At 62.0% G+C, this 24,402-nt stretch carries 21 protein-coding genes; 19 read left to right on the top strand and 2 right to left on the bottom strand.

Features of this window, described 5'->3' with window-relative positions:
• Window positions 1-440: 440 nt before the first annotated feature.
• The 11 genes from EJA72_RS14820 to EJA72_RS14870 all read left to right on the top strand — a co-directional run bounded on the left by EJA72_RS14820 (window position 441) and on the right by EJA72_RS14870 (window position 14,810).
• A complete protein-coding gene (locus EJA72_RS14820) occupies window positions 441-1,232 on the top strand; it encodes an enoyl-CoA hydratase/isomerase family protein (protein WP_157712177.1) in 792 nt (263 codons plus the stop codon).
• Window positions 1,233-1,277: 45 nt separating this feature from the next.
• Window positions 1,278-2,438: an acyl-CoA dehydrogenase family protein gene (locus EJA72_RS14825; RefSeq protein WP_157712178.1), complete on the top strand. Its 1,161-nt coding sequence runs from the start codon at window positions 1,278-1,280 to the stop codon at window positions 2,436-2,438.
• Window positions 2,439-2,456: 18 nt separating this feature from the next.
• Window positions 2,457-4,556 carry an acetate--CoA ligase family protein gene (locus EJA72_RS14830; RefSeq protein ID WP_157712179.1) on the top strand — a complete coding sequence of 700 codons (2,100 nt, stop codon included), beginning with the start codon at window positions 2,457-2,459 and terminating at the stop codon, window positions 4,554-4,556.
• Window positions 4,557-4,566: 10 nt separating this feature from the next.
• Complete coding sequence (locus tag EJA72_RS14835; protein WP_157712180.1) at window positions 4,567-6,174, top strand: 5-guanidino-2-oxopentanoate decarboxylase; 1,608 nt, start codon at window positions 4,567-4,569, stop codon at window positions 6,172-6,174.
• A gap of 27 nt (window positions 6,175-6,201) precedes the next feature.
• Window positions 6,202-7,392 (top strand): pyridoxal phosphate-dependent aminotransferase, encoded by a 1,191-nt coding sequence (locus EJA72_RS14840; protein WP_157712181.1) that lies wholly within the window; start codon window positions 6,202-6,204, stop codon window positions 7,390-7,392.
• On the top strand, window positions 7,385-8,800 hold the full coding sequence (locus EJA72_RS14845; RefSeq protein WP_157712182.1) for an aldehyde dehydrogenase family protein: 1,416 nt from the start codon (window positions 7,385-7,387) through the stop codon (window positions 8,798-8,800). Before EJA72_RS14840 ends, EJA72_RS14845 begins: the two co-directional genes overlap by 8 nt.
• A gap of 85 nt (window positions 8,801-8,885) precedes the next feature.
• The gene (locus EJA72_RS14850; RefSeq protein WP_157712183.1) at window positions 8,886-10,487 is read left to right on the top strand and encodes an ABC transporter substrate-binding protein; all 1,602 of its coding nucleotides are present in this window, start codon (window positions 8,886-8,888) and stop codon (window positions 10,485-10,487) included.
• Between the two features lie 160 nt (window positions 10,488-10,647).
• Window positions 10,648-11,607: an ABC transporter permease gene (locus tag EJA72_RS14855; protein WP_157712184.1), complete on the top strand. Its 960-nt coding sequence runs from the start codon at window positions 10,648-10,650 to the stop codon at window positions 11,605-11,607.
• 3 nt (window positions 11,608-11,610) lie between these two features.
• Window positions 11,611-12,438: an ABC transporter permease gene (locus EJA72_RS14860; RefSeq protein WP_157712185.1), complete on the top strand. Its 828-nt coding sequence runs from the start codon at window positions 11,611-11,613 to the stop codon at window positions 12,436-12,438.
• 2 nt (window positions 12,439-12,440) lie between these two features.
• A complete protein-coding gene (locus EJA72_RS14865; protein WP_157712186.1) occupies window positions 12,441-14,096 on the top strand; it encodes an ABC transporter ATP-binding protein in 1,656 nt (551 codons plus the stop codon).
• A gap of 9 nt (window positions 14,097-14,105) precedes the next feature.
• Window positions 14,106-14,810 (top strand): NAD(P)H-dependent oxidoreductase, encoded by a 705-nt coding sequence (locus EJA72_RS14870; RefSeq protein WP_157712187.1) that lies wholly within the window; start codon window positions 14,106-14,108, stop codon window positions 14,808-14,810.
• A 161-nt stretch (window positions 14,811-14,971) separates the two neighbouring features.
• On the opposite strand, the gene EJA72_RS14875 is transcribed toward EJA72_RS14870, so the two are convergent.
• Window positions 14,972-15,163: a DUF1508 domain-containing protein gene (locus EJA72_RS14875; protein WP_157712188.1), complete on the bottom strand. Its 192-nt coding sequence runs from the start codon at window positions 15,161-15,163 to the stop codon at window positions 14,972-14,974.
• Between the two features lie 187 nt (window positions 15,164-15,350).
• Between EJA72_RS14875 and EJA72_RS14880 the strand changes: the two genes are divergently transcribed.
• The 8 genes from EJA72_RS14880 (at window position 15,351) to EJA72_RS14915 (ending at window position 23,640) form a co-directional block, all read left to right on the top strand.
• Entirely contained in the window at window positions 15,351-16,277 is a 927-nt protein-coding gene (locus EJA72_RS14880) for a LysR family transcriptional regulator (RefSeq protein WP_157712189.1), read from the top strand.
• Between the two features lie 57 nt (window positions 16,278-16,334).
• The gene (locus tag EJA72_RS14885) at window positions 16,335-16,700 is read left to right on the top strand and encodes a 5-carboxymethyl-2-hydroxymuconate Delta-isomerase (RefSeq protein WP_157712190.1); all 366 of its coding nucleotides are present in this window, start codon (window positions 16,335-16,337) and stop codon (window positions 16,698-16,700) included.
• A gap of 406 nt (window positions 16,701-17,106) precedes the next feature.
• Window positions 17,107-18,489, top strand: coding sequence for a glutamine synthetase family protein (locus EJA72_RS14890; protein ID WP_157712191.1), 1,383 nt, complete (start codon window positions 17,107-17,109; stop codon window positions 18,487-18,489).
• A 167-nt stretch (window positions 18,490-18,656) separates the two neighbouring features.
• Window positions 18,657-20,306, top strand: coding sequence for a phosphoethanolamine transferase (locus tag EJA72_RS14895; protein ID WP_157712192.1), 1,650 nt, complete (start codon window positions 18,657-18,659; stop codon window positions 20,304-20,306).
• 73 nt (window positions 20,307-20,379) lie between these two features.
• On the top strand, window positions 20,380-21,042 hold the full coding sequence (locus EJA72_RS14900; protein WP_157712193.1) for a class I SAM-dependent methyltransferase: 663 nt from the start codon (window positions 20,380-20,382) through the stop codon (window positions 21,040-21,042).
• Window positions 21,043-21,165: 123 nt separating this feature from the next.
• The gene (gene rnd, locus EJA72_RS14905) at window positions 21,166-22,299 is read left to right on the top strand and encodes a ribonuclease D (RefSeq protein WP_178129375.1); all 1,134 of its coding nucleotides are present in this window, start codon (window positions 21,166-21,168) and stop codon (window positions 22,297-22,299) included.
• The gene (locus EJA72_RS14910) at window positions 22,296-22,589 is read left to right on the top strand and encodes a YcgL domain-containing protein (RefSeq protein ID WP_090181298.1); all 294 of its coding nucleotides are present in this window, start codon (window positions 22,296-22,298) and stop codon (window positions 22,587-22,589) included. Before rnd ends, EJA72_RS14910 begins: the two co-directional genes overlap by 4 nt.
• Window positions 22,590-22,707: 118 nt before the next feature.
• Window positions 22,708-23,640, top strand: coding sequence for a D-2-hydroxyacid dehydrogenase (locus tag EJA72_RS14915; protein ID WP_157712194.1), 933 nt, complete (start codon window positions 22,708-22,710; stop codon window positions 23,638-23,640).
• 80 nt (window positions 23,641-23,720) lie between these two features.
• Here the strand turns inward: EJA72_RS14915 and EJA72_RS14920 are convergent, their stop codons facing one another.
• Complete coding sequence (locus EJA72_RS14920) at window positions 23,721-24,314, bottom strand: nitroreductase family protein (protein WP_157712195.1); 594 nt, start codon at window positions 24,312-24,314, stop codon at window positions 23,721-23,723.
• Window positions 24,315-24,402: the final 88 nt, after the last annotated feature.

A 24,402-nucleotide genomic window follows, 5' to 3' on the forward strand; every position in this document is an offset into this window, starting at 1 on the left:
CAACCCGGCATGGATGCCGGGTTAGCCGCCCCCGGCCATGGATGGCCGATGGCGGCGGGCCCACGGAGCAATGCCGGAGTGAGGGCATGCCGAGCCTAGGCGAGGCACCGAGTGGTGGGGCAAGAGCGTTTGGTTACTTGGCGCTTCTCCAAGTGACCCGCCGTAAGGGCGGAACCAATAGCCGCCATCACCAAAGAAATGGATATACCCCCAATCCCAATCCCAATCCCAATCCCCCCCGTCCCCAGTTGTTCAAAGTTGTAACAGACACACCTCCCCAGAACAAAGCACAAACAAAAACCCCTTTAAAACCAAAAACATACCTACGTTTTAAACCTGTTACAGCCCAAAAATCTCAGATTGCCGCCTTGCTGAACACTCGTTTAGTATGGCCTCAAGTCGCATCACCTCAGACCAATCAAAACAATTAGAGGATTCGCATGACTACTCAATCTTCTCTGCTCAGTCAGGTCGAAGCCGGCGTTGCCTGGATCACCCTCAATCGCACCGCCCAACGCAACGCGCTGGACATCCCGACCCTGAAAGCCCTTCACACCTTGCTGGACGATTTCAACGCCGATCCCGCCGTCCGGGTCGTCGTGCTGACCGGCAGTGGCCGCAGCTTCTGCGCCGGCGCCGACCTCGCCGAATGGGCCGAAGCCGAAGCCCGTGGTGCCCTCGAAACCTACGGCTGGACCGAAACCGCCCACGCCTTGATGAGCCGTTTGTACAGCCTGGAAAAACCCACCATCGCCGCGATCAACGGCACCGCCGTCGGCGCCGGCATGGACCTGACGCTGTGCTGCGATCTGCGCATCGCCGGTCAGTCGGCACGGTTCAAGGCCGGCTACACCAGCATGGCGTACTCGCCGGACGCCGGTGCCAGCTGGCACCTGCCACGCCTGATCGGCACCGAACAAGCCAAGCGCCTGCTGTTTCTCGACGAGTTGTGGGGCGCCGATCGCGCATTGGCCGCCGGCCTCGTCGGCGAAGTCTGTGCCGATGAGCAACTGCTCGACGTGACCACTGAGTTGGCAAATCGCCTGGCCAATGGCCCGACGTTCGCCTTCGCCCAGACCAAAAAGCTCATGCGCGATGGCGCCCAGCGCAGCCTGCCGGAACAACTGCAAGCCGAACTCGCGGCAGGCCTGCTCTGCGGTCGCAGCGAAGACGGCGCCGAAGCCTTGCGTGCTTCCGTGGAAAAACGCCCGGCGCGGTTTGTCGGCAAGTAAATCGGCCTCGCCCCTCTAACCCGTGAACGAACAACAGGTAGCACCATGAATTTCCAACTGACCCAAGAACAAGAAATGTTGGTGGACGCGGTACGCAGTTTTGTCGCCAAGGAACTGCTGCCCCACGAGGAAGCGGTCGACCGTGCCGACGAAGTCTCCCCGGAGCTGGCCGCGCAAATCCGTGGCAAAGCGATTGCGGCGGGTTTCTATGCCTTCAACATGCCTGAGGAAGTGGGCGGTGGCGGTCTGGATTACCTGTCCCAGGCGCTGATCGAGCGTGAGCTGTCCAAGGTCTCCTGGGCGCTGCATGTGTTCGTCGCACGGCCGTCGAAAATCCTCATGGCCTGCACCGGGGACCAGATCAATGACTACCTGTTGCCGTGCATCCAGGGCGAGAAGATCGACTGCTTCGCGCTCACCGAACCGGGTGCCGGTTCCGATGCCAACGCGATCAAGACCCGCGCCGTGCGCGAGGGCGATGACTTCTTGCTGAATGGCAGCAAGCACTTCATCAGCCACGCCGGGCACGCCGATTTCGCCATCGTCTTCGCCGTGACCGACACCTACGAGCAAAACGGCAAGAAGCGCAACGCCGTGACCTCGTTCCTGGTCGATCGCGACACCCCGGGCATGACCATTCGCCGGGGGCCGAAGTGCGTCAGCAACCGTGGCTACCACACCTACGAAATGTTCTTCGACGATTGCCGCGTGCCGGCCTCCAAAGTGCTCGGCGAAGTCGGCAAGGGCTGGGAAGTGGCCAACGCCTGGCTGACGGCCGGCCGCGTGATGGTCGCTGCCAATTGCGTCGGCCAGGCGCAACGGGCACTCGACGTGTCGCTGCAATGGGCGGCGGATCGCAAGCAATTCGGCCAGCCGATCGGCACTTATCAAGGCATCTCGTTCAAGCTCGCGGACATGGTCACGCAGATCCGCGCGGCCGAACTGCTGACCTTGCACACCGCCTGGAAAATGGACCAGGGCACCATGACCGATGGCGAGGCCGGCATGGCCAAGCTGTTCGCCAGTGAAGTGCTCGGCAAGGTGGCCGACGAGGCGGTGCAGATTTTTGGCGGCATGGGCCTGATGGATGAATGCCCGGTGGAACGCATCTGGCGCAACGCGCGGATCGAGCGTGTCTGGGAAGGCACCTCGGAGATCCAGCGTCACATCATTTCCCGCGAGCTGCTGCGGCCGCTGTTGCGCTGACCGGCCTGGAGAATACCTATGTCGCAGACTATTCGTGACAACCTCAAGCGCCTGCTCGCACCGCGCCACCTGGCGTTTGTCGGTGGCCGCAGCATGGCGCGCGCCCTCAAGCGCTGCGCCGAAGGTGGCTACCTGGGGCAGATGTGGCTGGTCAATCCGCAACATGAAACCCTGGAAGGCGTGCCCTGTGTGCGCAGCGTCGCCGAGCTGCCATGCGGGCCCGACGCGGTGTTCATCGCGACTAACCGAGAGCTGACCCTGACCTGCGTCGCCGAGCTGGCGGCAAAAGGAGCGGGCGGAGCGATCTGCTACGCCTCGGGGTTCGCCGAAACGGGCGCCGAAGGTCAGGCCCTGCAGCATCAGTTGCTCAAGGCGGCCGGCCACATGGCGTTGCTCGGCCCCAACTGCTACGGCGTGCTCGACTACCTGCACAGCTCGGCGCTGTGGCCGGTGGCGCACGGCGGCAAGGCCGTGGAGAAGGGCGTCGCCGTCCTGACCCAGAGTGGCAACTTCGCCTACAACCTGTCCATGAGCGACCGCTCGTTGCCGGTGGCCTACATGGCCTCGGTCGGCAATCAGGCGCAATTGGGGGTCGCCGAGTTGATGGACGTGTTGCTCGACGAGCCGCGTGTCACCGCCATTGGCTTGCACCTGGAAGGCCTGAAGAACGTTCCGGGGTTTGCCCGGGCCGCGCACAAGGCGCTGGAGAAGGGTATTCCGATCATCGCGCTGAAAACCGGCGTGTCGCAGATCGGCGCAGAACTGGCGATCAGTCACACCAGTTCATTGTCCGGTTCCGATGCGCTGTACGACAGCCTGTTTGCGCGTCTCGGGGTGATCCGCGTCAGTGGGCCGGTGAGCTTCGTCGAAACCCTCAAGGCGGCCGCGTGCGGCAAACTTCCGGCGGGCAACAGCCTGATCGCGCTGGCCTGTTCCGGCGGCGACGCCGGGCTGATCGCCGACTACGCCGAACACAATGAATTGAGTTTGCCCAAGCTCGATGAAACCCAGCGTGAAGAGCTCGCTCAGGTACTGCCGAGCTACGCCAACCTGGTCAACCCGCTGGACTTCACCACGGCGATCTGGGGCGATGGTGAAGCCTTGAACCGCATGCTCGACAGCGCCCTGCGTACCGAAGCCGATGCAGCGATGCTGGTGCTCGATTACCCGTCGGAGTTCACCGGCGAACGCAAGGAATGCGACCTGCTGCTGGAGTTGTTCTGCGCCGCGCTGGTGCGCCACGGCAAGACCGGTTTCGTCGCGTCGGCGTTCCCTGAACTGCTGCCGCCTCACGCCCGTGAACGTCTGCACGCGCAAGGCGTGGCGGCGCTGCAAGGTGTAGAAGACGGGTTGGCTGCCTGGGGGCGAATCGCCAACTATCAGCGCAATCGCCAGGCCCTGCTCGCGCTCGGTGAATCGGCGCTGGTGCCGCTGTGTCCGCAGGCGCTGGAAGGTGAGGGTCGCTTGCTCAACGAGTGGGAATCCAAACAGGCCCTGCGCGCCTTTGGTCTGCCGACTCCCAACGGAGTGCTGAGCTCACCGGACAACGCGCTGAAAGACGCCGAAGCATTGGGTTATCCACTGGTGCTCAAAGCCGTCAGCGCACAACTGCCGCACAAGACCGAGGCCGGCGCCGTGGCGCTGAACCTCAAGGACGCTGCCGCACTAAGTGCAGCCCTGGAAAAAATGCGTGCGAGCGTTGCCGATTACGCGCCGCACGTGCCGTTCGATCAGGTGCTGCTGGAGCCCATGGCCACGCCGCCGTTGGCGGAGTTGATCGTCGGCATCAAGCGCGAAAACGACTTCGGCCTGGCCCTGATCATCGGCGCCGGCGGAATCCTGGTGGAGTTGCTCAAGGACAGTCGCAGCCTGTTGCTGCCGACCACCGATGGTGCCATTCGCAACGCCTTGTTGAGCCTGCGCAGTGCGACGTTGCTGCAAGGTTTTCGCGGTCGCGAAGCGGCGGACCTCGACGCGCTGGTCGCGGCGATCCGTGCCGTGGCCGACTACGCCTGCGAAAACGCCGGGGTATTGCTGGAACTCGATGTGAACCCATTGTTGGTCAGTGCCCACGGCACGACTGCAGTCGATGCGTTGATTCGCCTCGGCCACGCGTGAGGAAATGAACATGCAAACCAAGACATTGACCGGCGGCCAGGCCCTGGTGCGTCTGTTGGCCAATTACGGCGTCGACACCGTGTTCGGCATTCCCGGGGTGCACACCCTGGAGTTGTATCGCGGCCTGCCCGGCAGCGGCATCCGCCATGTGCTGACCCGTCACGAGCAGGGCGCCAGTTTCATGGCCGACGGCTATGCCCGCGTCAGTGGTAAACCGGGGGTGTGCTTCATCATCACCGGTCCCGGCGTGACCAACGCCGCGACTGGCATCGGCCAGGCCTATGCCGACTCGATTCCGATGCTGGTGATTTCCAGCGTCAACCACACCGCCAGCCTCGGTAAAGGCTGGGGTTGCCTGCACGAAACCCAGGACCAGCGCGCCATGACCGCGCCAATCACCGCGTTCTCGGCGGTCGCGTTGAGCGCCGAGGACCTGCCGGAATTGATCGCCCGGGCTTACGCCGTTTTCGACAGCGAACGGCCACGCCCGGTGCATATTTCGGTGCCGCTGGATGTGCTGTCGGCGCCGGTTGCGCGGGACTGGAGCAACGATGTGGTACGCCGTCCCGGTCGCGGCGCTGCTGCGACGACGGCACTGGATGAAGCCGTGGCCAAGCTGCACGGCGCCAGGCGCCCGATGATCATTGCCGGTGGCGGCGCCTTGAATGCGCAGCCGCAATTGCTCGAACTCAGCACCCGACTGGCGGCGCCGCTGTTCACCAGCGTCGCGGGCAAAGGCTTGCTGGCCCCGGACGCGCCGCTGAATGCCGGCTCGACCCTGTGCGTGGAACCGGGCTGGAACCTGATCGCCGAAGCCGACGTGGTGCTGGCCGTCGGCACCGAAATGGCCGACACCGATTTCTGGCGTGAGCGTCTGCCGCTGAATGCCGAACTGCTGCGCGTCGACATCGACCCGCGCAAGTTCAACGACTTCTATCCCTGCGCCGTGGCGTTGCACGGCGATGCCGGGCAAACCCTCGCCGCGCTGCTGGAACGCCTGTCGCCCGCTCAACGGGATGCCAGCGCCGCCATCGCTGCCGTCGCCGCACTGCGTGAACAGGTCAAGAGCGTCCACGGCCCGTTGCAGACGATCCATCAGGCGATTCTTGAGCGGATCGCCGCCGAGCTGCCGGACAACGCCTTCATCAGCACCGACATGACGCAACTGGCCTACACCGGCAACTACGCCTTCAACAGCCTGGCACCGCGCAGCTGGCTGCACCCGACCGGCTACGGCACCTTGGGTTATGGCTTGCCGGCGGGCATCGGCGCCAAGTTCGGCGCGCCGCAACGGCCGGGCCTGGTGTTGGTCGGCGACGGCGGTTTCCTCTACACCGCGCAGGAACTGGCGACGGCCGTCGAGGAGCTGGACAGCCCGTTGGTGGTGTTGCTGTGGAACAACGACGCGCTGGGTCAGATTCGCGACGACATGCTCGGCCTCGATATCGAGCCGATTGGCGTGCTGCCGCGCAACCCGGATTTTGCCGCACTGGGCCGGGCGTTCGGATGCACCGTAAGCCAGCCGCAAAGCCTGGCCGAGCTGCAAACCGATTTGCGTCACGGCTTCAAGCGTAACGGCGTGACCCTGATCGAACTCAAGCACGCGTGCGCGCACTGACTTTCATTTTTCTGCAGGGATAACGCCATGCGCTTTTCCGATCTGACTCAACGCATCGCTGGTGACGGCGCCGCCGCCTGGGGGATTCATTACCGGGCCTTGGCTCTGCAAGAACAGGGTGAAGACATTCTGCTGCTGTCGGTGGGCGACCCGGATTTCGACACCCCGATGCCTATTGTGCAGGCCGCCATCGACAGCCTGCGCACCGGCAACACTCACTACGCTGAAGTGCGCGGCAAGCGCGCCCTGCGGGAAAGCATCGCCAGGCGTCACCAGCAACGCAGCGGCCAGCAGGTCTCGGCCGATCAGGTCACCGTGCTCGCCGGTGCGCAATGCGCGTTGTTCAGCGTCGCCCAGTGCGTGCTCAACCCCGGCGACGAAGTGCTGGTCGCCGAACCGATGTACGTCACGTACGAGGCGGTGTTCGGTGCCTGTGGCGCGGTGGTGATTCCGGTGCCGGTGCGTTCCGAAAACGGCTTTCGGGTATTGCCCGAAGACGTCGCGGCCCGCATCACCCCGCGCACTCGTGCGCTGGCGCTGAACAGTCCGCACAACCCGTCGGGCGCCAGTCTGCCGCGCAGCACGTGGGAGGCGCTGGCCGAACTGTGCATCGCCCACGACCTGTGGCTGATCTCCGATGAGGTCTACAGCGAATTATTGTTCGACGGTGAGCACGTCAGCCCGGCCAGTTTGCCGGGCATGGCTGAACGCACCGCGACGCTCAACAGCCTGTCGAAATCCCACGCCATGACCGGTTGGCGCGTCGGCTGGGTGGTGGCGCCGCTGTCGCTGTCAGCCCATCTGGAAAACCTCGCGCTGTGCATGTTGTACGGTTCGCCGGACTTCATTCAGGACGCCGCCGTGGTGGCGCTGGAAAGCCACTTGCCGGAACTGGAAACCATGCGTGAAGCCTATCGCCAGCGCCGGAATCTGGTCTGCGAAAGCCTGGCCGGTTGCCCCGGCGTGCGCGCCCTGAAACCCGATGGCGGCATGTTCGTCATGGTCGATATCCGGGAAACCGGGCTCAGCGCCCATGCGTTTGCCGATCGCCTGCTCGACCGTCATGGCGTGTCGGTGCTGGCCGGTGAAGCGTTCGGCCCGAGTGCGGCCGGGCATATTCGCCTGGGGTTGGTGGTGGGCGAAGCACCGTTGCGTGATGCCTGCCAGCGCATCGCCCAGTGCGCCAGTGAACTGATGGAGGTCCGCAACTATGCATAACTACACGACGCTGTTTATCGATGGCCGCTGGCAAACCCCGTCGGGGCGGGGCATCGCCGAGGTGATCAACCCGGCCACGGAAGCGGTGGCCGGTTCGGTGCCGCTGGGTGATGAGCGCGATGTCGACAACGCGGTGGCCGCCGCACGCCGGGCGTTTGGCCCATGGTCGCGTACACCGTCGAGCGTGCGCGCCGGCTACATCCGCGCCCTCGCCGAGCAGTTGCGCGCAGGGGCCGATGAAATGGCCGCGGTGATTACCGCCGAGCTGGGCATGCCGGTGCAATGGTGCCGCTCGGTACAGGTCGACGGGCCCATCGAGGGGCTTGAGCACTATGTCGAACTCGCCGGCCTGATGGACGAAGTGCGCGAGGTCGGCAACTCCCTGGTGATTCGCGAGGCGGTGGGCGTTTGCGCCTTCATCAATCCCTGGAACTACCCGTTGCATCAGCTGATCGGCAAGCTCGCGCCCGCGCTGGCTGCCGGCTGCACCGTGGTGCTCAAGCCGAGTCAGGAAACCCCGCTGCACGCCTTCTGGCTGGCGCGGATGATCGAAGCCATCGACTTGCCGGCGGGGGTGTTCAACCTGGTCAGCGGACCGGGTTCGAAAGTCGGCGAAGCGCTGGCCAAGCACCCGGACGTGGACATGGTCTCGTTCACCGGTTCCACCGGCGCCGGTGTTCGCGTGGCGCAAGCGGCCGCGCCTTCGGTGAAGCGGGTGTGCCTGGAACTGGGCGGCAAGTCGCCGTTGCTGATTGCCGAGGACGCCGACCTGGCCGCCGCCGTGCGCTACGGCGTGCAGGACGTGATGATCAACTCCGGACAGACCTGCACCGCGCTGACCCGCATGTTGCTGCCCGCCAGCCGTTACGCCGAGGCCGTGGAACTGGCCATCGCCGAAACCCAAAGCCTGCGCATGGGCGATCCGCTGGACCCGCACAGTTTCCTCGGGCCGATGTGCTCGGCGGCGCAACGGCGCACGGTGCGTGACTACATTCAGGTCGGCCAGCAAGAGGGCGCACGACTGGTGTGCGGCGGCGACACGGCGGCGGAGTTCGAGCGTGGTTTCTACGTCCGCCCGACGCTGTTCGCGGACGTCGACAACCGGATGCGCATTGCCCAGGAAGAAATCTTCGGCCCGGTGCTGTGCCTGATTCCTTACGCCGACGAAGCGCAAGCGATCCAGATCGCCAACGATTCGCCGTTCGGCCTGTCCAGCGGCGTCTGGGCCGGCAGCAAGGAGCGCGCGTTGCAACTGGGTCGGCAGTTGCGTGCCGGGCAGTGTTTCCTCAATGGCGCGGCGTTCAATTATCAGGCGCCGTTTGGTGGCTACAAACAATCGGGCAACGGCCGTGAATGGGGCGAAGAAGGGCTGGCCGAGTTTGTCGAAGTGAAGGCGATTCAGGTGTGATCGCTGAATGAATGCACCCGAACCACAGGCCATGTCGTAGGTACCGAATTCATTATTTTCTCCGTTTCAAATCAGGGGCAATGCAATGAGCGATAACAAAAACAACAGTACTCAAGCGAACCAGGCATTCAGTTTTCCCCGACGGGACTTTCTAAAATACAGCGCCGCTGCGGCGGCGTTCGCGGGGGCATTTTCCATGGGGTTGCCGATGGGCGCCTTCGCCGAGGAAGCGACGCCAAAACCGGGCGGCGTCTTGCGTCTCGGCCTGGCGGGCGGTAGCACCACCGATTCCAAAGACCCCGGTTCCTGGAGCGACACCTTTACCTTCGTCGGCTTCTCGGCGGTCTATAACACCTTGACTGAAATTGCCGTTGACGGCACCGCGATTCCGGAACTGGCCGAGAGTTGGACCTCGACGCCGGACGCGCGGATCTGGACCTTCAAACTGCGCCAGGGCGTCACCTTCCACAACGGCAAGACCCTGACCGCCGACGATGTGGTTGCCTCTATCCAGCATCACCTCGGCGAGAAATCCACGTCGGCCGCCAAGACCGTGTTGGGCGATGTCGCCAAGGTCAGCGCCCAAGGCACTGACAGCGTGGTGTTTGAACTGCATTCGGGCAACGCCGACTTCTCCTATGTGGTCGCCGATTACCATTTGGTGATCATGCCGAGCAAGGACGGTGTGCCGGACTGGCAGGCCGGTGTCGGCACCGGCGGCTATCGCCTCAAGGACTTCGAGCCGGGCGTGCGCATGACGCTGGAGCGCAGCCCCGATTACTGGAAACCGGGTCGGGCGCATTTCGCCAGCGCCGAGTTGCTGGCGATTTCCGACGGCGCAGCGCGGATCAACGCGCTGGTCACCGGGCAGGTCGATGTGATCAACAAGGTCGACCTTAAAACCGTGGCCTTGCTCAAGCGCAATCCGAACCTGGCCATTGAAGAAACCAAAGGCGCCCAGCACTACACGTTCCCGATGTTGTGCGACAGCCAGCAGTTCCAGGACAGCAATATCCGCCTGGCCATGAAGCACGCGATCAATCGCGAAACGCTGCTGGCCTCGGTGCTGCACGGCTACGGCCTGGTGGGCAACGACCACCCGATCCAGCCGGGCAGCCGCTTCATCAACACCGCGCTGGAGCAGCGTGCGTACGACCCGGACAAGGCGCGTTTCTACCTGCGCCAGGCCGGCGTCGAGTCGCTCAAGGTCAAGCTGCAAGCCTCCGACGCGGCGTACGCCGGGGCGGTGGATGCGTCGGTGCTGTTCAAGGAGCAGGCGCGTCAGGCCGGGATCGATATCGACGTGGTGCGTGAGCCGGCCGATGGTTTCTTTTCCAACGTCTGGATGAAACAGCCGTTCACCACCTCGTTCTGGTACAGCAGCCTGACGGCTGACCGGATGTTCAGCATCGGTTACGCCAAGGGCGCAGCGTGGAACGAAACCCATTGGGACAACCCGCGTTTCAACCAGCTGCTGAACGCCGCGCGCGGCGAGATGAACGACCCGTTGCGCCGCGAGATGTACAACGAAATGCAGTCGCTGTGCCGGGATGACGGCGGGGCGATTGTGCCGTTGTTCGCCAGTTCGGTGGCGGCGCGTTCGAACCGGGTCGCGCACGGTGGGCAGACCGCGCCGTACGGCGAGCTAGATGGCCTGCGCGTGATCGAGCGGTGGTGGCAGGCGTAAGGGATTTGAAAAGCAATGAACATCAACTGTAGGAGCGAGCTTGCTCGCGATGGTGGGTCAGTCACCTTGGTGTCGACTGATAGTCCATCGCGAGCAAGCTCGCTCCTACAGTTGGATATTCGCAGTCTTTGCTGGCGTGCCCGATTCAAGGAACCGCACGATGAATAGTATTTTCAAGTTGTTGGCGCAGCGTTTGGCATTGGGCCTGTTATCGCTCTTCGCGGTGTCAGTGATTATCTTCCTCGCGGTCGGCATGCTCCCGGGCGACATCGCCCAGGCGATGCTCGGCCAGTCCGCCACCCCGGAAACCGTCGCGGCATTCCGCACACAACTGGGCCTGGATCTGCCGCCACTGACGCGCTTCGGCCACTGGATCTGGCACCTGCTGCAAGGAGATCTCGGCGTCTCGCTGGCCAACCAGCGGCCCATCGCCGAACTAGTCGCCTCGCGCCTGGGCAACACCTTCAGCCTGGCGGCGCTGGCGGCAATGGTTTCGGTGCCGCTCGCCTTGTTGCTGGGGATGCTTTCGGCGTTATATCGCAACAGCTGGTTCGACCGCTTGCTCAACACCACCGCCCTGAGCGCGGTGTCGTTTCCCGAGTTCTTCGTCGCCTACATCCTGATCCTGGTGTTCGCAGTGAAACTCAACTGGTTCCCGAGCATTTCCAACCTGGCGCCCGACGCTTCATTGGGCACGATCCTGGAACGCTCGGTGCTGCCGGTCGCGACCCTGAGCCTGGTGGTCATCGCGCAGATGATGCGCATGACCCGCGCCTCGCTGATCAACCTGCTGGCCAGCCCGTACATCGAAATGGCCCGGCTCAAAGGCATCAGCCAGTCGCGCATCATCTTCCGCCACGCCTTGCCCAATGCACTGGCGCCGATCGTCAACGTGGTCGCGCTGAACCTCGCCTACCTGGTGGTCGGGGTGGTGGTGGTCGAAGTCGTGTTCGTTTACCCGGGGCTGGGCCAATTGCTGGTGGACTCGGTGGCCAAGCGTGACATCCCGGTGGTGCAGGCGTGCAGCCTGATTTTCGCGGCGACCTACATTTCGCTCAATACCACGGCGGACGTGCTGTCCATCGCCAGCAACCCACGCCTGATGCACCCAAAGGGGTAGAACATGAGCCTGCTCAAACAATTATTACGGGCGCCCCTGAGCGCCAAGTTCGGCATTCTGGTGATCATCCTCTACATCCTCGTGGCGCTGTTCGCCCCGGTGCTGGCGCCGTATGGCGAAACGCAAGTGGTCGGCGACGGCTTCGCACCGTGGAGCGGCGAGTTTCTGCTGGGCACCGATAACCTGGGGCGCGACATGTTCAGCCGCTTGGTGTACGGCGCGCGCAACACCCTGGGCATTGCCTTTCTGACCACGGTGCTGGCGTTCCTGCTCGGCGGCTTGAGCGGGTTGATCGCGGCGATCAAGGGCGGAGCGGTCGATCAGGGATTGTCCCGGCTGGTGGATATCCTGATGGCAATCCCGCAGCTGATCTTTGCCTTGCTGATTCTCAGCGTGGTCGGCACCACGGCGACGTCGCTGGTGCTGGTGATCGCGCTGCTGGACGCGACCCGCGTGTTTCGCCTGTCGCGGGCGGTGGCAATGAACGTGGTGGTGCAGGACTTCGTCGAAGCCGCGCGTCTGCGCGGTGAAGGCCTGTGGTGGCTGGTGACCCGCGAAGTGCTGCCCAACGCTGCCGCGCCGTTGATTGCCGAATTCGGCCTGCGTTTTTGCTTTGTGTTCCTGTTCATCAGCGCGCTGTCGTTCCTCGGCCTGGGCATCCAACCGCCCACCGCCGACTGGGGCAGCATGGTCCGCGACAACGCGGTGCTGATCACGTTTGGCGACATCAGCCCGTTGCTGCCCGCCCTGGCCGTGGCGTTGATCACGGTCAGCGTCAACTTCGTCGTCGACTGGATGCTGCACAAATCCAGCGGCCTCAAGGAGTGCTGAACATGAACACGAGCAACCACGAAAAACCGTTGCTGGACATCCGTGACCTGCACATCGAAGGTCACTACGAAGACGCCTGGCATCCGCTGATCAAGGGCATCGACCTGACCCTGAAAAGGGGCGAAGTGCTGGGGCTGATCGGCGAGTCCGGGGCGGGCAAGTCGACCCTCGGCCTGGCCGCCATGGGCTACACCCGCGACGGCTGCCGGATCACCGGCGGTTCGGTGCAGTTCGATGGCATCGACCTGCTGCGCGCCAAACCCGAAGCGCTGCGCAAACTGCGTGGCCTGCGCATCGCCTACGTCGCACAAAGCGCTGCGGCGTCGTTCAACCCGGCCCATCGACTGATTGATCAACACGTGGAAACGGCGGTGAAAAACGGTGGCATGAGCCGGGCCCAGGCGATGGCCGAGGCGGTGGAGTTGTACCGGGTCTTGCGTCTGCCGAATCCGGAGCAGATCGGCCAGCGGTATCCGCATCAGGTGTCCGGCGGGCAATTGCAGCGGGTCATGACCGCCATGGCCATGGCCTGCCACCCGGACTTGATCATCTTCGACGAACCGACCACCGCCCTCGACGTCACCACGCAGATCGAAGTGCTGGCGGCGATTCGTGATGCCGTGGCGACCTACGGCAGTGCGGCGATCTACATCAGCCATGACCTGGCGGTGGTCGCGCAAATGGCCGACCGGATCATGGTCTTGCGTCACGGCAAATTGGTGGAAGAGGCCGAGACCCGCAAAATGCTCGGCGATCCGCAGGAGGATTACACCAAGTCATTGTGGGCAGTGCGCAGCTTTCGCACCGAGCCAAAACCCTCACCGCAACAGGAAAAACCGCTGCTGGAGTTGCGCCAGAGTTGCGCCAGCTACGGCCATCAACCGGTGCTGCACGACGTCTCTTTGCGCTTGTATCGCGGCCAGACGCTGGCGGTCATCGGCGAGTCCGGCAGTGGCAAGAGTTCGACCGCACGCTTGATCACCGGGTTGCTGCCGCCCACCTCGGGCCAGGTGTTGTACGACGGTGAGGCGCTGCCGGCGAATTTTCGTCAGCGCAGCAAGGAGCAGTTGCGGCGCATCCAGATGATCTACCAGATCCCCGATACGGCACTGAACCCGCGGCAGCGCATCGTCGACATCATCGGCCGGCCACTGACCTTTTACCTGGGGCTCAAAGGCAAGGCGATGCGTGCGCGGGTGGCCGAGTTGCTGGAAATGATCGAGCTCGATCCGGCGACGTTCATGGAGCGTCAGCCCCGGGAATTGTCCGGCGGACAGAAACAGCGGGTGTGCATCGCCCGGGCGTTGGCGGCTGATCCGCAGCTGATCATCTGTGACGAAGTGACCTCGGCGCTGGATCAGTTGGTGGCCGAGGGCGTGCTGAAACTGCTCAACCGGATTCAGCAGCAACTGGGCGTCGCCTACTTGTTCATCACCCATGATGTTGCCACGGTGAGAGCCATTGCCGATGAGGTGCTGGTGATGCAGCGGGGCAGGGTGGTTGACCACGGCTCGCGCAGCGCTATTTTCACGCCACCGCATCAGGATTACACCGGGCTGCTGTTTTCGTCCGAACCGCAAATGGACCCCGACTGGCTCGACCGGTTACTGGCCGCGCGTGCGTTAACCCCTTCCACAATACAGCTTGAAAGCGTTTAAGGAATTGCCATGAAAGTACTGATCGTTCACGCCCATCCGGAGCCGAACTCCTTCACCGCTGCGCTGCGTGACCAGGCTGTTGCGACCCTCGAAGGTCAAGGGCATGAAGTGCAGGTCAGCGACCTGTACGCGATGAACTGGAACCCGGTGGCCAGCGCCGATGACTTCTCTTCGCGGGAAAACCCGGAGTACCTGGTCTATGCCCTGGAACAACGTCTGGGCGTGAAGAGCCAGTCGCTGGCGCCGGACATCCAGCAGGAACTCGACAAACTGCTGTGGGCCGACCTGTTGATTCTCAACTTCCCGATTTTCTGGTTCTCGACCCCGGCCATCCTCAAGGGCTGGATTGATCGGGTGCTGGTATCCGGTGTCTGCTACGGCGGCAAGCGCTTCTACGACCAGGGCGGGTTGAGCGGGAAAAAGGCGCTGGTGTCGGTGACCTTGGGCGGGCGCGAGCACATGTTCGGTGACGGCGCGATCCACGGTCCGCTGGAAGACATGCTGCGGCCGATCCTGCGAGGCACGCTGGCGTATGTCGGTTTCGACGTGCTGGAACCGTTCGTGGCCTGGCATGTGCCGTACATCAGCGACGACGCGCGCAAGGCCTTTTTGCGCAGTTATCAGCAGCGCCTTGAGCACTTGAGTGATGATCAGCCGATGGTGTTTCCGCGGTTGTCGCAGTTTGATGATGCGTTGTATCCGTTGCCTGGCTGAAGATGCTTGGCCAAAGGTTGATGGTGAACTTTAGGGCCCTATCGCGAGCAAGCTCGCTCCTACAGGGATTTTCGGTGAACCTGCTATTCAGGAACGACCGAGAACCCTGTAGGAGCGAGCTTGCTCGCGATGAGGCCGGTGAGGTCACCCCAAAACCAGGCCTAGATCTCCTTCACCGGCGTCTCACTCTCCACGCCCTTGATCAACCCGATGGCGTGCATGCAATCCGCCTTGTTCACATACGACTCGCCACTGGCGATTGTCTCGTGGTTCCCGGCCCTCAAGCGCCAGCGCCACTGGCCTTTGCCAGTGCTCGGGGTGCCTTTGGACTGCCTGTAAATCTCGAAATACATGGTGCTCGCTCCCTGCGATTGGTCTGTGCGCGTCTGTGTGGCGCGTCGAATGCAGCGTAGCGGAGCAGTTTTTTTTGGCTATCGGGCATGTGTTTCGAATAGTTTGAACATCGGCGCCGCCAGCGCAGTAGACGCTTTCCCCATGGCTTCCTAAACTGAGGCGGGTTTTGGGGCATGGGGGAAACGTATGAATCGTAATGAGCTGCGCAAGGCCGACATCAACCTGATGGTGGTGTTCGAAACGTTGATGCTGGAACGCAACGTCACGCGGGTGGCGGAGAAACTGTTCCTCGGCCAGCCGACTATCAGCTCGGCGCTCAACCGCTTGCGCACGATGTTCAACGATCCGCTGTTCATTCGCGTCGGCCATCGCATGGAGCCGACGGCGCGGGCCGAGGAAATCATTCGGCACTTGTCGCCGGCCCTGGATTCGTTGTCGGTGGCGCTGAGCCTGACCCATGATTTTGACCCCGCCAGCAGCACCATGACCTTCCGCATCGGGCTGTCGGACGATGTCGAATTCGGCTTGTTGCCGCCCTTGCTGCGCGCCTTGCGCCAGGAAGCACCGAAGGTGGTGTTCGTGGTGCAACATGTCGATTACTGGCGGATTCCCGACTTGCTGGCCTCCGGCGATATCACCGTCGGTATCAGCCAGACGCGGGGGCTGCCGGCCAATGCCAAGCGCAAATTGTTGCGACACATCCAGCCAAGCATTTTGCGCGCGGATGCCTCCGACAGCCCGTTGACCCTCGATGAATATTGTTCGCGCCCCCACGTGCTGGTGTCCCACACCGCCAACGTCAGTGGTTACGCCGATGAATGGCTGGCGGAGATCGGGCGTACGCGTCAGGTGGTGCTGTCGGTGCCGCAATACAGTTCATTGCCAGCGCTGCTGGCGGGGACCGACCTGATCGCCAGTCTGCCGGACTACACGGCCGAGGCGATGGCGGCTTCGGGTCAGCTGTTCAAGGAACCGTTTCCGTTCAAGACGCCGACCCTGGACCTGTCCATGGTCTGGCTCAGCCATGTCGACACCGACCCCGCCGAGCGCTGGTTGCGGTCCAGGCTGGAGGCGTTCATGAGTGAACGCGACTTGTCGCTGCTGGCCCGGTGAACAGCCCGGCTCTGTGTTATATGTACGTCTTTGCCGCCCACTTTCAGGAGCCCTGCCATGCCCCACCTGCACATGGAATACACCGCCAACCTGCCGGAACTGAACGCCGACGTCGCGTTGATCCGGCTTAACAATACGTTGGTGGCTTCCGGTCAGTTTGCTGCCGAATACGACATCAAGAGTCGTGCGGTAAAGGTCGAGACCTTCAAGGTCGGTACCGCCCTGGCGGAACGGGGTTTTGTGCATGTGAAGCTGGCGCTGCTCAGCGGTCGTTCGCCGCAGATCAAGAAGCAGTTGTCCGAAAGCCTGCTGGCGGTGGTGCAGGATCTGTGTGCCTGGCCGGCAGACGTCGAAGTGCAACTGGCGGTGGAAATCCTCGACATCGACCGCGAGTCGTACACCAAGGTCGCGATCGAGCACTGATATCCCCTGTGAGAGCGAGCCTGCTCGCGATAGCGGTGGGTCAGTCACCCCATGTGTTGACTATGAATCCGTCATCGCAAGCAGGCTCGCTCCCACATTGGACAATGGGTGTATCGGCAATCAATTGTTTAGCCAACCCACACCCAAAGTTCTTCAAATCCCGATTTAACGACTTGATCGCCCGTGTGACGCTGCTGCGCATCTGTTCACTTCGGTTTTCTCTATGGACGGTTCTCCCGTCGCACTTCCTTCCGAATTAGCCTTCTGGGCGCTGTGGCACTGCCGTCACGCGCGCCCGCCGGATTCCTGCATTTCCCGTTGATTGTTCTTACAGGTCCCGCCCGTTGCGTGGGGCCCAAGCGGCGACGCCTGCGCGTTCGCCTGACGCGGAAAAAAGAGAATTCCCATGAGCAGTGCCACGACCTCCTTTGCCACGAAACAAGAAGCCCTGACCTTTCTCGAACAGAACCCGGACATCGAAATGTTCGAGCTGTTCATCCTCGACAACAACGGTGTACCTCGGGGCAAATTGCTGCACCGCGATGAATTGCTCGCGGTGTACGAAAGCGGGCGGCCGTTGCCGAGCACCATTCTCGGCCTGACCATCAACGGCGACGACGTGGAAAACTCCGGGCTGGTCTGGGACGTCGGTGATATCGATTGCCGGGCTTATCCGGTGAGCGGCAGCCTGACGCGGATGCCATGGCGCCTGATTCCGACAGCGGCGGTGCAGGTCAGCATGCACCCGACAGAGGGCATGCCAGCGACCGTCGCCGACCCTCGACACCTGTTGGCGAAGGTCATTGAAGGCTTGCAGGCCGATGGGTATTACCCGGTGATGGCGGCGGAACTGGAGTTTTATTTGCTGGACCAGCAGCGCGACAGCAACGGTCGGCCACAACCGGCGCGCGATATCGACGGGGGTCGCCCGCGGGCCACTCAAGTCTATGGCTTGCGTGAACTGGAGCAGATCGAGCCGTTTCTGGCTGACCTGTACAGCGCCTGCAAACTACAGGGCATTCCGGCGCGCACGGCGATTTCCGAATATGCACCGGGGCAAGTGGAAATCACCCTCGAACACCGCACCGACGCGTTGCAGGCGATGGACGAAGCGGTGCGCTACAAACGGCTGGTCAAAGGTGTCGCGCACAAACACGGCATGACGGCCTGCTTCATGGCCAAACCGTTCGATGACCTGGCCGGCACCGGCATGCACATGCACGTCAGCCTGGCCGACAAGGAGGGCAACAACCTCTTCGCCAGCGAAGCTGCGGACGGCACGCCACTGCTCAGGCACGCCGTCGGCGGCATGCTCAGCACCTTGCTCGATTCGCTGCTGTTGTTCTGCCCGAATGCCAACTCCTACCGCCGCTTCCAGACCAACAGCTACGCACCCCTGGCGGCCACCTGGGGCGTGGACAACCGCACCGTGAGCTTGCGCGTGCCGGGCGGGCCGGCATTCTCGCGGCATATCGAACATCGCATCTGTGGCGCCGATGCCAACCCTTATCTGGCGGCTGCAGCGATCCTGGCCGGTATCCATCGTGGTATTCGTGAGCAACTCGACCCGGGCGCCCCGGTGGAAGGCAATGGTTACGCGCAGGCGAAGGAGCTGTTGCCGACAGACTGGCTCACCACTTTGCGGGCGCTGGAAGGCTCGAGCTGGGCCCGCGAAGCGTTCGGCGGCAAATTCCTCGGCGTGTACCTGGCGGTGAAACGCGCCGAGTACCGGCAGTTCATGGGGGAGGTGGGTGAGCAGGACTGGCGGTGGTACCTCAACCAGGCCTGAATCCGGGTCAAATAAGTTAAAAGTTTTAGTTCTCGCCAGAAGCCAACCATTCGTTGGCTTCTTTTTCACAAAAAATTGATGGATGGCTACCTAGAATTACTGCTGCCATGGCCAATGGAATTTTCACATTTGCCAAAGGTATTTCTTTTCAGGAACAGCCGATCATCATGTTGAAGATTAAAGCCGTGCGCCCCGAATGGGTGACACTGATTGCCAGCGCCTTTCTACTGGCCGGTTTCAATTTAGTTCTCTGGCAACACCTTTTTGAAATCACCGCGTCCGACGGCAAAGGCATCGTCATGCGTGTGGCCTTCGGGGTGATGATCCTCGCTGCCTTCAACATTGTGCTGACCTTGCTGGCCTTCCGACGCGTGATGAAGCCGGTCCTGACCCTGATCTTCATGATCAGCGCCGGGGTCGCTTACTTCATGACGCAATACGGCGCACTGATTGATACCGGCATGTTGCGTAACTTTGCGCAAACCAATGCAACGGAAGTGCGAGATTTACTGTCGGTCAAGTTGCTTGTTTATATTCTGCTGCTCGGTGTTTTGCCGTCGTGGTTGTTGTGGAAAACACCGGTCAATTATCGCCGCTGGCATCGCGAGTTGTTAAGTAAAGTACTGGTCAGTGTCGCCTCGGTTGCCGTGATCGGTGGCGTCGCGTTAATCAACTATCAGGGCTTGTCGTCATTGTTTCGCAATCACCATGAATTGCGCCTGATGGTGGTGCCGAGCAACTACATCGGTGCCTCGGTGGGTTACCTGCGGGAGCAAGTGGTGTCGGCGCGACAGCCTTTTGTCAAAATCGGCGAAGATGCCCAGAGAAACCCGGCCTGGCAAACCCATGACCGCAAATCCCTGACGGTCCTGGTGGTGGGTGAAAGTGCCCGGGCCGAGAACTTCGGTATCCTCGGTTATAACCGCGACACCACCCCTAAACTGAATAACGAAGCCGGCCTGATCGCGTTTACGGATGTGCATTCCTGCGGCACTGAAACCGCCGTGTCCGTGCCGTGCATGTTTTCCAACATGGGCCGCAAGGATTACAACGCCAGCAAGGCCAAAAACGAAGAGGGCCTGCTGGACGTGCTCAAACGCGCTGGCCTGGACGTGATCTGGCGGGATAACCAGTCGGGCTGCAAAGGCACCTGCGATCGGGTCACCCTTCAGGACGTCAGTAATTTGAATGACCCGGCGCTGTGCGCCGACAGCGAATGCCGCGATGAAATCCTGCTGCAAGGTTTGCAACACTTCATCGATACCCTGGATAAAGACACCGTGCTGGTATTGCACCAGATGGGCAGTCACGGTCCGGAATACTTCAAGCGTTATCCGAAAGAGTACGAGCACTTTACTCCGGTGTGCGAAAGCAACGCGCTGAATAACTGCAGTCGCGAAAGCATCGTTAATGGCTACGACAACACGTTGGTGTATACCGACCATGTGCTGTCGACCCTGATCGATCTGTTACGCAAGAACCAGGAAAAAGTCGATACCGCGATGCTCTATCTGTCGGACCACGGAGAATCCCTGGGCGAGTACAACTTGTTCCTCCACGGCACGCCTTACATGCTGGCGCCGGAGCAACAGAAGCATGTCGCGATGCTGGCGTGGTTTTCCGACAGCTACCAGAAGTCATTCTCGGTTGATACGCATTGCCTGCAAATGAGCCGTGACAAACCCTTGAGCCAAGACAACCTGTTTCACTCGATGCTCGGTTTGCTGGAGGTCAACAGCAAGGTGTACAACCAGGATCTGGATATGTTTGCCGGGTGCCGCGGTGCCGTGGTCGACGGTGTGTTGGCCAAAAAGTGAGTATTTCGACCTGTTTTTTCAAACGTCGGCCGTGATCCAGCGGCCGGTGAATTGTCCCTCTAGAGCATCGAACATGTCCGCTCAGCCCCCTTCCGCCATCGAACTCGAGTTCGCCAGGCGCTACAACCAGGAGCACGCGCGTGTCTGCCTTGAGCCGCGACCTCGTGGCGTGGCCGGGCGCCTGGGGTTGTGGCGTGATGAGCAGCGGGTGCGCAGGGCGCTGAAAATGGCCGGCGAACCGGGTCTGATCCTCGATGTGGCGTGCGGTATCGGGCGCTTCTGGCCGGTGCTGGCGGAACATTCGAACCGGGTGATTCTGGCGTCGGACCCGTCGCAGGACATGCTCAATCACGCGCAGACTCACCACTCGCCGGACCTGCTCAAGCGGATCAAGACGTTTCAGAGCTCGGCGTTCACCATTGAGTTACCGGCCAATGCGGTTGACTGCATTTTTTGCATGGAACTGTTTCAGCACATCGCCACCTCCGAACATCGGTTGGCCATGCTCGAAGAGTTTCATCGCGTCAGTCGCGACACGGTGATCGTGGCGTTGCGGGTCGAACCTCGTTTCAAATTCCTTCGCTCGGGCTTACGCAGTGCTGCCGACCCCTCGCTCGTCAACCGGGCCGACGTAGAAGCCGAGTTCAAGCGAGCCGGATTCTGTTTGCTCAGCCATCAGGATTTCCTGCCCGGTTGTGGGCAGATGCGGGTCTACGTACTGCGTAAGGCCGGTTAGCCCCCACTTGTCAGACAAATCTTGCAGTTCGGCAGGTAATTTCGCTAATGCTCTTGTTCAGTGGATGCGCGGAAATCGCCGGGGGCGATATATACTGCGCGCCATTCTTCAAGGGAGAGCCGTGTGGCCATCGATATTCACTGGATTCGCGACAACGATAGCCTCGGTCAGTTTTGCGCCGAGTGGCAGCAACTGCCGTTCGTTGCCCTCGACACCGAATTCATGCGGGTCGACACCTTTTACCCGATCGCTGGCCTGCTGCAGATCGGTGATGGCGTACGCGCTTACCTGATTGACCCGCTGACCATTGATAACTGGCAACCGCTGGCTGCGTTGCTGGAAAACCCGGCGGTGGTCAAGGTCGTGCATGCGTGCAGCGAAGACCTCGAAGTGCTGCTGCGCCTGACGGGCAGCCTGCCGGCGCCGTTGTTCGATACCCAATTGGCTGCCGCCTACCTGAACCTGGGCTTCTCCATGGGGTACTCGCGCCTGGTGCAAGAGGTGCTCGGCATCGACCTGCCCAAAGGCGAGACGCGGTCCGACTGGCTGCAACGACCACTTTCCGACACCCAGATCAGCTACGCCGCCGAAGATGCCCTGCACTTGGCGGAGGTTTTCGTACAGCTGCGTCCGAAACTGTCTGACGACAAATACAACTGGGTCCTGGAGGACGGCGCCGAACTGGTGGCCAACCTGCGCCGCGAAGTCGACCCGTACGAGGTCTATCGCGACGCCAAGCTGGCCTGGAAACTGTCCCGTGCCCAACTCGCCGTGTTGCGTGAACTGTGCGCCTGGCGTGAGCGCGAGGCCCGTGCACGTGATCTGCCGCGTAACCGCATCGTCCGCGAGCATTCCCTGTGGCCGCTGGCCCGGACTCAACCGGACAACCTCGGCGCCCTGGCGAAAATCGAAGACATGCATCCGCGTACCGTGCGTCAGGACGGCGAATTTCTGATTGATCTGATCAAGCGTTCAGGCAGTGTGTCGCCTGATCAATGGCCACCTGCCGTGCCCGAGCCTTTGCCGGTGGACGCCGCGGCGCTGGTCAAACAGCTGCGCGCGATTGGCCAGGCCGAAGCCGAGCGCCTGAACATCGCGCCGGAACTGATGCTGCGCAAGAAAACCCTGGAAGCGCTGCTCAAAAGCGGTTTCCCCAATGGTCCTTACCAATTGCCTGATTCGCTGCGTGGCTGGCGCCGCGAATTGATGGGCCAAGCGCTGCTTGACAGCCTGGCCACTGCCGGAGAACAGCCTTGAAACGTATTTGCTCCATCTACCGAAGCCTGAAGAAAAACGAGATGTACCTCTACGTGCTCAAAAGCGATGCACTGGAGCGTGTCCCGGAAAGTCTGCTGGCGGCTTTCGGCAAACCCCACCACGCTTTCGACCTGGTGCTGACCCCCGAGCGCAAATTGTCGCGCGAGGACATCACCGTGGTCCTGGAAAACCTCGAAAAGCAGGGCTACCACCTGCAAATGCCACCGGCAGAAGACGAGTACATCGAGCATTTGCCGGAAGAGTTGCTGCGCCGCAACGATCCGATGTAATCGCCAGACAGGTTCTGTTCAGAGCCTTTATGAAACACTGAATGATTTTGGCGATGGCTGCGACGACGGAGGCAACTCCGTCAGCGGGCGTCTGCACTGCTTTTGAAAGGTTTTAACCATGCGCGTTCTGATTGCTGAACACGACCACCCTGTGTACGCCGAACTGTTGCGCCAGGCAGCGCCTGAGCTGGAAGTGCTGACCAGCGGTGACTCTGCCGAGCTGGCCAGTCAGGCTGCCGATTGCCCGATCTGGCTCGGTCAGCCCGACCTGCTGGCGACCCTGTTGCGCCAGGGGCACGAGCCTCAATGGCTGCAATCGACCTGGGCGGGCATCACGCCGCTGCTGGCCGACGGCTTGCCGCGGCACTATCGCCTGACACGGGCGGTGGGGATTTTCGGCCAGGTCATGGCCGAATACGTGCTGACTTACATGCTCGGCCACGAGCGCGAGGTGCTGGCGCGGCTGGTCAGCCAGGTTGAACGCAAGTGGGACAATCGCCATGGTCAGAGCCTGGCGGGGCGCAAGGTGTTGATCGTCGGTACCGGAGACATCGGGCAGACCGTGGCGAAGTTCCTCGTTCCGTTTGGCGTCGAGTTGTATGGCATCGCCAGCGAAGCCCGGGAGCAGGCGCCGTTTGTCGAAGTCGGGACATTGGCTGACCTGCCGCGCTTGGTCGGTGCGGTCGATTACGTGATCAACCTGCTGCCCAATACGCCGGACACTCACGACCTGTACAACGCGGCGCTGTTCAAGCAGTTCAAGCCTACCGGGTTGTTCATCAACGTTGGGCGTGGCGTGGCGGTGGTGGATGCTGATCTGGTCGAGGCGTTGAAAGAAGGGCATCTGGCGGGCGCCGTGATCGACGTCTGCCGTCAGGAGCCGCTGCCGCAACGCCATCCGTTCTGGACCGCCTGGGGCTTGCTGCTGACCGGCCACAGTTCGGCGCCGACTTCGCCGTCGATGATGGTGAACCTGTTTGTCGAAAACTTGCGGGCGTATCAGGCGGGAGAGGCGTTGCGCGGGGAAGTGGATTTCAATCGCGGGTACTGAATACCCGCTCGCTTGAATGTTGTGCAAAACCAACTGTGGGAGCGAGCAGGCTCGCTCCCACATTGGTTTTATGCGCACGCTTAGAGGGTGAAATCACCCTCGGCCGCCAGCTCGCTCAACGGACGACGAGGGCTCGGTTCCTCACGCGCTTGCAGGTAATCCGCCAGCGTCGCTTTATCGCCCAGCTTGCCGATGGCCACGGCCGCGTGCAGCGCGTAACCCTCGGGAATGTTCAGCTCCTTGCGGGTCAACTCCTGATCAAAACCAGCCATGCCATGGGTATGCCAGCCGCTGATGCTCGCTTGCAACGCCAGATGGCCCCAGGCCGAACCGGTGTCGAAGGTGTGCCACAAGGCCGGGGTTTCTTCGGTCGCGCCAGGCACCGCGAACGTGGTTTTCGACACCACGATGACCAGCGCCGAGGCGTGTTGCGCCCAGCTGCGGTTGAATTCGTTCAGCAGGCCCAGGTAACGCTCCCAGTTCGGCGTATCGCGACGCGCGTACAGAAACCGCCAAGGCTGCGAGTTGTAGGCCGATGGCGCCCAGCGGGCGGCTTCGAAGAAGCTCAGCAGGGTTTCCTCGGGAATGGTCTCGCCGGTGAAGGCGCGGGGCGACCAGCGATCGGTGAACTGAGGGTGAATGGCATAGTCGGCAACGCGTGGGTTGGCACTCATCAAGAGATTCCTTGCTACGTTTGAAGGGAAGGTCGTCTGAAACCTGCGGGCGCAGTTGAGCTGAGCGATGAGGTTTTCGCGAGCCGTG

Source organism: Pseudomonas sp. PB120, assembly GCF_009761815.1.
Classification (GTDB): domain Bacteria; phylum Pseudomonadota; class Gammaproteobacteria; order Pseudomonadales; family Pseudomonadaceae; genus Aquipseudomonas.

Coding starts and splice junctions, on each gene's coding strand:
- EJA72_RS14870 (WP_157712187.1), top strand. CDS start 14,106: ATGAAAGTACTGATCGTTCACGCCCATCCGGAGCCGAACTCCTTCACC.
- EJA72_RS14860 (WP_157712185.1), top strand. CDS start 11,611: ATGAGCCTGCTCAAACAATTATTACGGGCGCCCCTGAGCGCCAAGTTC.
- EJA72_RS14885 (WP_157712190.1), top strand. CDS start 16,335: ATGCCCCACCTGCACATGGAATACACCGCCAACCTGCCGGAACTGAAC.
- EJA72_RS14890 (WP_157712191.1), top strand. CDS start 17,107: ATGAGCAGTGCCACGACCTCCTTTGCCACGAAACAAGAAGCCCTGACC.
- EJA72_RS14830 (WP_157712179.1), top strand. CDS start 2,457: ATGTCGCAGACTATTCGTGACAACCTCAAGCGCCTGCTCGCACCGCGC.
- EJA72_RS14865 (WP_157712186.1), top strand. CDS start 12,441: ATGAACACGAGCAACCACGAAAAACCGTTGCTGGACATCCGTGACCTG.
- EJA72_RS14875 (WP_157712188.1), bottom strand. CDS start 15,163: ATGTATTTCGAGATTTACAGGCAGTCCAAAGGCACCCCGAGCACTGGC.
- EJA72_RS14825 (WP_157712178.1), top strand. CDS start 1,278: ATGAATTTCCAACTGACCCAAGAACAAGAAATGTTGGTGGACGCGGTA.
- EJA72_RS14845 (WP_157712182.1), top strand. CDS start 7,385: ATGCATAACTACACGACGCTGTTTATCGATGGCCGCTGGCAAACCCCG.
- EJA72_RS14880 (WP_157712189.1), top strand. CDS start 15,351: ATGAATCGTAATGAGCTGCGCAAGGCCGACATCAACCTGATGGTGGTG.
- EJA72_RS14840 (WP_157712181.1), top strand. CDS start 6,202: ATGCGCTTTTCCGATCTGACTCAACGCATCGCTGGTGACGGCGCCGCC.
- EJA72_RS14835 (WP_157712180.1), top strand. CDS start 4,567: ATGCAAACCAAGACATTGACCGGCGGCCAGGCCCTGGTGCGTCTGTTG.
- EJA72_RS14915 (WP_157712194.1), top strand. CDS start 22,708: ATGCGCGTTCTGATTGCTGAACACGACCACCCTGTGTACGCCGAACTG.
- EJA72_RS14895 (WP_157712192.1), top strand. CDS start 18,657: ATGTTGAAGATTAAAGCCGTGCGCCCCGAATGGGTGACACTGATTGCC.
- EJA72_RS14855 (WP_157712184.1), top strand. CDS start 10,648: ATGAATAGTATTTTCAAGTTGTTGGCGCAGCGTTTGGCATTGGGCCTG.
- EJA72_RS14900 (WP_157712193.1), top strand. CDS start 20,380: ATGTCCGCTCAGCCCCCTTCCGCCATCGAACTCGAGTTCGCCAGGCGC.
- EJA72_RS14820 (WP_157712177.1), top strand. CDS start 441: ATGACTACTCAATCTTCTCTGCTCAGTCAGGTCGAAGCCGGCGTTGCC.
- EJA72_RS14920 (WP_157712195.1), bottom strand. CDS start 24,314: ATGAGTGCCAACCCACGCGTTGCCGACTATGCCATTCACCCTCAGTTC.
- EJA72_RS14850 (WP_157712183.1), top strand. CDS start 8,886: ATGAGCGATAACAAAAACAACAGTACTCAAGCGAACCAGGCATTCAGT.